The 8480-nt window shown below is 65.7% G+C and carries 13 protein-coding genes; 4 read left to right on the top strand and 9 right to left on the bottom strand.

Annotated features, from left to right (window positions below; genetic code table 11):
• The 4 genes from dapA to Q1J95_RS12215 form a co-directional block, all read right to left on the bottom strand.
• Positions 1–582, bottom strand: a 582-nt coding sequence (gene dapA, locus Q1J95_RS12230) for a 4-hydroxy-tetrahydrodipicolinate synthase (RefSeq protein ID WP_300267920.1), incomplete at its 3' end; no start/stop codon positions are given.
• A 57-nt stretch (positions 583–639) separates the two neighbouring features.
• Positions 640–1401, bottom strand: a complete 762-nt coding sequence (locus Q1J95_RS12225; protein WP_300267919.1) for an SDR family NAD(P)-dependent oxidoreductase — start codon at positions 1399–1401, stop codon at positions 640–642.
• A complete protein-coding gene (locus Q1J95_RS12220) occupies positions 1401–1877 on the bottom strand; it encodes a dihydrofolate reductase (protein WP_300267917.1) in 477 nt (158 codons plus the stop codon). Before Q1J95_RS12220 ends, Q1J95_RS12225 begins: the two co-directional genes overlap by 1 nt.
• Positions 1874–2683 carry a thymidylate synthase gene (locus tag Q1J95_RS12215; RefSeq protein ID WP_300267914.1) on the bottom strand — a complete coding sequence of 270 codons (810 nt, stop codon included), beginning with the start codon at positions 2681–2683 and terminating at the stop codon, positions 1874–1876. The genes Q1J95_RS12220 and Q1J95_RS12215 overlap by 4 nt, the downstream gene beginning before the upstream one ends.
• A 104-nt stretch (positions 2684–2787) precedes the next feature.
• Between Q1J95_RS12215 and Q1J95_RS12210 the strand changes: the two genes are divergently transcribed.
• The 4 genes from Q1J95_RS12210 (at position 2788) to Q1J95_RS12200 (ending at position 4331) form a co-directional block, all read left to right on the top strand.
• Positions 2788–3258 carry a thioredoxin family protein gene (locus Q1J95_RS12210; RefSeq protein ID WP_300267913.1) on the top strand — a complete coding sequence of 157 codons (471 nt, stop codon included), beginning with the start codon at positions 2788–2790 and terminating at the stop codon, positions 3256–3258.
• Between the two features lie 57 nt (positions 3259–3315).
• Complete coding sequence (locus tag Q1J95_RS15720; RefSeq protein WP_366945556.1) at positions 3316–3456, top strand: hypothetical protein; 141 nt, start codon at positions 3316–3318, stop codon at positions 3454–3456.
• A complete protein-coding gene (locus Q1J95_RS12205; protein ID WP_366945555.1) occupies positions 3407–3832 on the top strand; it encodes a DUF4395 domain-containing protein in 426 nt (141 codons plus the stop codon). The genes Q1J95_RS15720 and Q1J95_RS12205 overlap by 50 nt, the downstream gene beginning before the upstream one ends.
• 73 nt (positions 3833–3905) lie before the next feature.
• Positions 3906–4331, top strand: a complete 426-nt coding sequence (locus Q1J95_RS12200) for an OsmC family protein (RefSeq protein WP_300267911.1) — start codon at positions 3906–3908, stop codon at positions 4329–4331.
• Positions 4332–4362: 31 nt separating this feature from the next.
• Here the strand turns inward: Q1J95_RS12200 and Q1J95_RS12195 are convergent, their stop codons facing one another.
• The 5 genes from Q1J95_RS12195 to Q1J95_RS12175 form a co-directional block, all read right to left on the bottom strand.
• Positions 4363–4806, bottom strand: coding sequence for a hypothetical protein (locus Q1J95_RS12195; protein WP_300267908.1), 444 nt, complete (start codon positions 4804–4806; stop codon positions 4363–4365).
• On the bottom strand, positions 4803–5549 hold the full coding sequence (dapB, locus tag Q1J95_RS12190) for a 4-hydroxy-tetrahydrodipicolinate reductase (protein WP_300267905.1): 747 nt from the start codon (positions 5547–5549) through the stop codon (positions 4803–4805). The genes Q1J95_RS12195 and dapB overlap by 4 nt, the downstream gene beginning before the upstream one ends.
• 88 nt (positions 5550–5637) lie before the next feature.
• Entirely contained in the window at positions 5638–6240 is a 603-nt protein-coding gene (locus Q1J95_RS12185) for a histidine phosphatase family protein (protein ID WP_300267903.1), read from the bottom strand.
• A gap of 94 nt (positions 6241–6334) precedes the next feature.
• Entirely contained in the window at positions 6335–7363 is a 1029-nt protein-coding gene (locus Q1J95_RS12180; RefSeq protein WP_300267901.1) for an aldo/keto reductase, read from the bottom strand.
• 208 nt (positions 7364–7571) lie between these two features.
• Positions 7572–8480: S1 RNA-binding domain-containing protein (locus tag Q1J95_RS12175; protein WP_300267896.1), on the bottom strand; the 909-nt coding region annotated here is incomplete at its 5' end.

Genomic DNA, 8480 nt, shown 5'->3' with positions numbered 1-8480 from the left:
GTTGGCATCATCACCGGAGAAGTACATCAGATCGGTCTGGTTGAGCACCCGGCTCACCTCAGAGAAGTCGCCCTTGGCGTCTTTGACAGCGAGGATGTTCGGGTGGTTGGCCAGGCGCAGCAGCGTCTCGTACATGATCGGCACGCCCGTGCGACCGGGGATGTCGTAGAGAATCACCGGCAGATCGGTGGAGTCGGCGACGAGACGGAAATGCGTGAGAATGCCCGCCTGGGTGGGCTTGTTGTAGTAGGGCGTGACGATCATGATGCCGTCAGCGCCGGCCTTCTCGCTGGCCTTGTACAGCTCGATGGCGTGGGCGGTCTCGTTCGAACCGCCGCCGGTGATGATCTTCGCCCGCCCGGATGCGACGGACTTGCCGACTTCGACGAGCTTGAGCTTCTCGGGGTCGGTCAGCGTCGAGGTCTCGCCGGTCGTTCCGGTCACGACGATGCCGTCCGCGCCAGCGGTGATGACGTCGTCCATGTGCTTCTCGACCGCGGGCCAATCGACCTCGCCGTCGGCCGTCATCGGAGTGACGAGCGCGACGAGAACCTGTCCGAAGGGGTTACCCGAGAGCGTCATGCTCCCAGAGTATCGGTGTTGAGACCCTGCCCGCGACGCGCGAGGACCCGAAACGGCTCACATACGTCCGCGACGACCGACCGCAGAGAGCAACGATGCCGGCAGAAGCCGCGTTGCAGCCACGATCAGCGTGTATCGCCACGAGGGCACCGACAGCGCTTTCCCTCGGGCAGCATCGCGTAGCCCTTCGCGCACGACGCGAGGCGCGTCGAGCCACATCCACCCGGCGATGCCCTCTTCACCGGGTGCGAGGCCCATGCGCTCGTGAAAGCTCGTATGCGTGAACCCGGGACACAGCGCCGTCACGCTCACCCTGTCGCGGGCGTATTCCGCATTCGCCCACGCGCTGAAAGAGACGAGCCACCCCTTGCAGGCCGCGTAGGTCGAGCGCGGAATGAACGCCGCGACCGAGGCGACATTGATGATGCGGCCGCCGCGGCCGCGCATGACACCGAGGGCGGCGTGCATGAGTCGCATCGGAGCTTCGACGTGCACCCGCAGGTGTCGCACCTCATCGTCGATGTCGTTGTCGGCGAAGCGCAACGGCAGCCCGAATCCGGCGTTGTTGATCAGCAGGTCGACCGGATCATCGGCATCCGCGAGGCGTTCGGCGACACGACGCGCCCCTGCTTCATCAGTGACATCGGCCACAAGGGTCTCGACGGCCACGCCGTTGTCGTGGCGCAGGCTCTCGGCCAATTCGTCGAGAACGTCAGCAGAGCGCGCAACAAGCACGAGGTCTGCACGACGCGCGGCGAGCTGCCGTGCGAACTCTCTGCCCAGCCCTGCGCTGGCGCCGGTTATCAGTGCCGTGGGCATCAGCGCTCATACCCCAGGAATCGATAGCGGATGCCGGTGCGCGACGTCTGCCACTCCCCCTCGTCGACGAGCCGCCATCCCGTCTTAACCGGCGCATAGGCATCTCCGTCGACATCGACGTCGAGTTCGGTGACCTCGAGCCGGTCGGCGTCACCGATCACCTGGCTGAAGATGTCAGCGCCTCCGATGATCCAGACGCGGTCGTGACCGCGCACCGCCTCGGAGACGTTCGCCGCCCGGCGCACCCCCTCCACCTGCCAGTCCTGCTGCCGGGTGATCACGATGTTCTCGCGCCCCGGAAGCGGCCGAAACCTTTCCGGGAGAGAGTCCCAGGTCCGTCGCCCCATGATGACGGGAGCCGTGAGGGTGATCTCCTTGAAATGCGCCAGATCTTCTGGCACATGCCACGGCATCCCGCCCTCGGCGCCGATCACGCCGCCGACGGCCTCCGCCCAGATCAGGCCGACCCAGGTCATACCGCGACCGCCGCGCGAATGGGCGGGTGATGCTGATAATCCTCGACGACGAAGTCGGAGAACTCGTAGTCGAAGATCGATTCGGGCGTACGCGCGAAGCGCAGAGCCGGGTAGGCGAACGGCTCACGCGTCAGTTGTTCGGCGACCTGCTCGCGGTGGTTGTCGTAGATGTGGCAATCGCCTCCGGTCCAGACGAAGTCGCCGGGCTCAAGTCCGGTCTGCTGCGCGATCATCATCGTCAGTAGCGCGTAGCTGGCGATGTTGAACGGCACCCCGAGGAACATGTCGGCGCTGCGCTGGTAAAGCTGGCACGAGAGTCTGCCGTCGGCGACGTAGAACTGGAACAGGGCGTGGCACGGCGCCAGCGCCATGTCGGGGATGTCGGCGGGGTTCCACGCCGACACGACCAGGCGCCGCGAATCGGGGGTGTCGCGGATCTGCTCGATGACCTGGGCCAGCTGGTCGATGTGACCGCCGTCCGGTGTCGGCCACGACCGCCACTGGACGCCGTAGACCGGTCCCAGCTCTCCCGTGGCATCCGCCCACTCATCCCAGATGGTGACGCCGTTGTCCTGCAACCATGTGACGTTCGAGTCCCCCCGCAGGAACCAGAGCAACTCGTACGCAATGGATTTGAAGTGCACCCGTTTGGTGGTGATCAGCGGAAATCCCTGCGACAGATCGAAGCGCAGCTGCCTGCCGAACACGCTTGTCGTCCCGGTCCCGGTGCGGTCGTCCTTATGCGCGCCGGATTCCAGCACATCGCGGAGCAGATCTTCATACGGTGTGGGGATGCCTGCGCTCATGTTTGCCAGGATACCCGCAGGATGCATCGTGGTGGCGGATGCCGTGACGCGTCATCGACTGTCCTATCCGCCCGAACGCCGGCGGGCCGCAATACTCTCAGAGGATGCCCCTGTCGACCGCGCTGTTACTCACCGGTGCCGTGCTCGTGCTCGCGCTCGGAGCCGGCCTCGTGCTGCGTATGCTGGACGGACGGCGCCGAACGGGCCATCAGCTGCGCCTCGAGGTCGCTGATCTGGACGGCGCGACGCTGGCCCCCGGTGCGACTCTCGTGCAGTTCAGCACCGAGTTCTGCACGCGCTGCCCACAAGTGCGCCGTCTGATCGGCGTGCTGGCCGACGAGCGCTCCGGCGTCACGAACGTCGAGATCGACCTGACCGATCGCCGTGATCTCGCGGCGCGTTACCGCGTGCTGCAGACGCCGACGACGTTCCTCGTCGATTCCAGGGGCATCGTGCGCTTCCGCTGGGGCGGAGTCCCGGCGCGAGACACGATCAATGATGCACTCGACACCATGCTCCGCCGTGAGCCGGTCGCTTCCACCCCCGCCGTCGCATCCACAAGGGAGCAGACATGACCGAACCCACCGGTATCGACCCGCGCGGCCCGCGCTTCGCCGGCCAGCATCACCGCCATGCTTCTGCTCGTGGCGACTGTGCTCTCCCTGGCCGGCATCTCGACCGCGACGCTGCCGGGAGGATGGCTCGCGCTCATGCCGCTGAGCGGTGATTTTCGCGGTCGTCGCCGACGACAACTGGGCGATCCGCTCGGCTGATCTGAGCCAGCGCGCCCTCGATCCTGGGGTCCTTCTGCTCGCCATCATCGCGGCGCTGTTCCTGTGGGGCGTCGCGTCCCCTGCCACGGCGCCGTGGGGCGTGCTCTTCCGACGGCTCGTGCGCTCACGGTTGACGCCACCAGAAGAGCTCGAAGACCCGCGTCCGCCGCGCTTCGCCCAGGGCGTCGGGCTCGCTGTCGTCGCGATCGGCCTGGCCCTTCATCTGATCGGCGTGCCGTGGGCTCTGCCCATCGCGGCCGCCGCGGCGTTCATCGCCGCTTTCCTCAACGCCGCTTTCGCGTTCTGCCTCGGCTGCCAGATCTACCTGCTGCTCGTGCGACTCGGCATCACCGGCCGCGCCACTCGCACCGCGTGATCTGAGCTGTTCCACCCCAGATGGTTCGTGGGTAGGCTGACGAGACACCCCGCCACGACCTCTGGAGGAAAACATGCCCGTCACCAGTGAAGCCGCCACCGTCTGGAACGGTTCCCTGATGGAGGGATCCGGCAACGTCTCCTTCTCGTCGTCGAATCTCGGAACATTCCCCATCAATTGGAAAGCCCGCAGCGAAGGCTCTGACACCACGACCACGCCGGAAGAGCTCATCGCGGCAGCGCACTCGTCGTGCTTCAGCATGGCACTGTCCAACGCGCTCGCTGACAACGGCACTCCCCCGGAGCGCGTGAACACCACGGCATCGGTGACCTTCAAGCCCGGCGTCGGGATCACGGGCAGTCATCTGAACGTCAACGCGACCGTTCCCGGACTCACCCAGGAGCAGTTCCAAGAGATCGCCGACGGCGCCAAGACCGGATGCCCTGTGTCTCAGGCGCTGGCTGGCATCGAGATCACGCTCGAGGCGACCCTCGCCTGACGATCGTGTACTCCGAGCAGAGGCTGAACGTTCAGTGCTTCTGCTCGGAGAGCGCGATGGCGGCGCGGATGCTGGCTCGGGCGTCCTTACGCCGCCCGGCCGCGTCCTGAACGACACCCAGGCGATAACGCGCACGCCAGTCGTCGACTGCCGCATGGGCCTCGGCGGTATACCGCGCAACCATCGGCTCAGCATCCGCCTTGGCAAGGCGTCCGCTCGGCGTCAGCTCAGTCTCGGCCGCGGGCATGCCGCCTTCGGCATCCAGCAGCGCGCCGAGTCTCTCGGCGCGGACACCGAATTGGATCTCGCGGATCAATGCCCACACGCCGATCAGCGGCAGAACCAGCAGAGCGATGCCCATTCCGATGCCGATGGGCTCACCGCTGAGGATGAACAGCACAGCCTTCTGCCCCATGAGCACGAAGTAGAGCACCAGGGCTGCTGCGATGAGAACAACCCCGATACGCGTCATCATGATCGAACCTGGACGCCGATTTCGATCATGTTCTCCAGCCCGACGATCACGCCTTCCGCGGTGTAGGCGAACGGCACGGCGAGACGGATGCCGGGCGCGTAGGCCTGCGCGGAATCAACGGTGTCGTGCGTGAGCGTGAGCGACTCACCCGGGCCGGAGAGAATCACCTCCTGGCGCGCGATGACTCCGGGGCGACGTAGGGAATGCACCGGCACGCCGGCTACCTGCTGACCCCGGGCGCGTTGATCGACGTGCGGCGCATTGACGGGCCCGAGCTCGGTGCGGGCGGCTGCAACGAGCTCGGCCGTGCGGACCGCGGTACCACTGGGAGAATCGATCTTGGTGTCACGGTGTGCTTCGATGATCTCGACCGAGGCGAACAGCGGTGCGGCGGCCGCGGCGAAGGCCGATCCGACTACAGAGCCGAGCGAGAAGTTCGGAATGAAGACCACGCCGGAGCCGGCCGCCTCGACCAGGGGCCTGACCAGAGCGATGCGCTCGGCCGACCAGCCCGAGGTGCCCACGAGCACGTTGATACCGCGATCGATCGCTGCGCGGACGACGTCGACACTCACCTGCGGCGTCGTCGCGTCGATGACGAGGTCGACACCATCGATCTCGTTCATATCGCTAGATGAGGTGAGCACGCGCACGACTTCGAATCCGTCGAGCTCATCGATCACCTTGTGGATGATCGTCCCGAGCTTGCCCGTACCGCCGACAAGAGCCACCTGCTTGGTCATGCATTCAGTCTATTCAGCCTCGACGGCACGCCGGGCCGCTCAGGTCGGCGCGGCGGAGCAATGCTCGCCGGTCAGATCGGTTCGGTGCTCAGATCGGCATCTGCTCCGGTAGCCCGGTGCGCAGTTCGACCGGCAGGTGAGCCAGATCATTGTGCGTGATCAGCGTCCAGGGCCGACCGGGCTTCTGCGCGATGACAGTCAAGCCGCAATTGGCTTGGTTCAGCGTCATCCACCGCCAATCCGGCGCACCGAGAACCTCGCGCACGAACCAGGAGATCACGAAGTTGTGGGTGATGAGAACATCGTGCGCCTCGTCTTGTTTGCGCACGAGAAACTTGCTCATGGCATCGGCCATCTGCGCACGCCCGGCTTCGACCTCGGCCTCGGTCAGGGCGCCGAAGAACGGCTCGTACACGGCCGGTGTCTCGTCGGTCATGCCGGTCGGCACGCAATCGAACAGGAGTGCCGAAGGAATGGGGCTCACGGCAGGGAGCCGTTCGGCGATGGTTCGCGCCGTCTCTGTGGCGCGGATGAGCGGCGAGTGCCAGACCCCGTCCAGCGGCAGGCCGGACAGCCGGTCAGCGATGGCTTCTGCCTGCCGCACACCACGGGGCGAGAGGGGTCCGTCATCGAGTCCGTGTTCTGCGTCCTGTTGCTCACCGTGTCTGACCAGATAGATGTAATGCGTCACAACCCACTCGCTTCGTCGTCGTCGGCTTTCGCCCAGGCGTCTTTCCAGCTTAGGTCACACCTCCGGCGCTGCGGCGGCCTGAGCGTGAGCGGGCTCAGTTTCCGGCGCGGGTCAGCTCCGCGACCTGCGCTCGGGTCAGGCTGATGCCGGCACCCTGCATGAGCTCGTCGACGTGTTGGATCGCGAAGGCGTTGACGATGGGGGCCGCGATCGTACGCTGCGCCAGCAGCCATGCGATCGACACGGCCGCGACCGGAGCCTGCACCTGTGTGGCCACCTGGTCGAGGGCGCGCAGAATGCGAATGCCTCGGCGATTGAGATGTCCACGCAACTGCTCTCCGCGAACACCCTGTGCGACGCGAGACTTGCTGCGATGGCGGCCAGAGAGAAAACCATGCTCAAGCGCGTGCGAGGGCGTCACCGCCAGGCTCTGTGCTCCCGCGACGAGGCGAAGATCACCTTCGTACGCATCTCGGCGGATCAGGTTGTACGGTTCGTCGAGGACTTCGATGCGCGGGTAGCCGGCGGAAGCCAGAATCCGCGCTTCGACCAGGCGCTCCGGCGTGAACCGAAAGGCGCCGACGGCGCCGATCTTTCCCGCACCACGTAGCCATTCCGCTGTCGCCAGAATGTCTTCCAGACTCGTGTCGGCGTCCAGCGACGCATCGAGATGCACGACGTCGATGCGCTCGGCGCCAAGGCGAGTGAGCGAACCTTCCACGGCGCGCACGAGGTTGACCGGATCGAGTCCGGGATTGTCGGCGTGGGCTCCGATTCGCACGTGCAGCAGCACGTCATCACGGCGGCTGCGCGAGTGCATCCACTGGCCGATGATGTACTCGCTGCGGCCACCGGAGTAGCCGTCGGCGGTGTGCACCGCGTTGCCGCCGAACTCGACGTAACGGTCCAAGATCGCGTGGCTCGTCTCGAGATCGACATTCCAACCGAACTCGGCAGCGCCGAGAATCAGCGGAAAGGTCTCCAGCCCCGTTTCCCCCAGTGTCGCGCGGATGCCTTCGCCGACACCGGGACCGACCACGGGGATCGGGGCAGAAGGATGCTCGATCGCAGAGCCCTGCGCGCGCGATGACTGATCAGCTGCCCGTGTGCTGAACAGTCCCATCCTTCTCACCTCCGCGCATCCACCGGAGAAACTCGCCGGTTTCTATGCACGCACCCCCCGGTGCGTACTTCGAGGGTAAGGGAGATCCCCCGATGCGCTGACCAATGCGTCACGACACCGGTGATCTTTTCATAACTTTTCGATCACAACAGGCGCAAAACGGCCCGGATCCGCTGACAACAACGAGATCCGGGCCGTTTCAGACAGCTCAGGCTTCGGCGGGAGCACCCTCCGAAGCAGTCTCTGCTGCCGGTGCATCATCGAGCACCGGCTCCAGCGAGAGCTTGCCACGGTCGTCGATCTTCGTGATCTTCACGAGGATCTTCTGCCCGACAGAGAGCACGTCCTCGACGTTCTCCACACGCTTGCCACCGGCGAGCTTGCGCACCTCAGTGACGTGCAGCAGCCCATCCTTTCCCGGAAGCAGCGAGATGAACGCGCCGAAGGTCGCGATCTTCACGACCGTGCCCAGGAACTGTTCACCCACCTCGGGGTTGGTCGGGTTGGCGATCGCGTTCACCTGCGCACGAGCGGCCTCGGCTGACGGGCCATCCACGGCGCCGATGTAGACGGTGCCGTCTTCCTCGATCGAGATCTGCGCACCGGTCTCATCCTGGATCGAGTTGATCGTCTTGCCCTTCGGGCCGATCAGCTCGCCGATCTTGTCGACCGGGATGTTCACGCTGATGACGCGCGGCGCGGTCGGTGCCATCTCGTCCGGCGTGTCGATGGCTGCGTTGAGCACACCCAGGATGGTCAGTCGCGCATCGCGGGCCTGCGTCAGCGCACCGGTGAGCACGTCGGACGGAAGTCCGTCGAGCTTCGTGTCGAGCTGGATCGCAGTGATGAACTCGCTGGTGCCGGCGACCTTGAAGTCCATGTCGCCGAGTGCGTCTTCGGCGCCGAGGATGTCTGTCAACGCCGCATAGCGGGTCTCGCCGCCGACCTCATCGGAGACCAGACCCATCGCGATGCCGGCAACAGGTGCACGCAGCGGCACACCCGCGTTCAGCAGAGACAGCGTCGAGGCACAGACCGAGCCCCTCGACGTCGAGCCGTTGGAGCCCAGGGCCTCGGACACCTGACGGATCGCGTAGGGGAACTCCTCGCGGTTGGG

Source organism: Microbacterium sp. (assembly GCF_029263575.1).
Lineage (GTDB): Bacteria > Actinomycetota > Actinomycetes > Actinomycetales > Microbacteriaceae > Microbacterium.
Note: the sequence above shows the minus strand (reverse complement) of the source record. Positions and strands in the feature narration are given on the sequence as shown.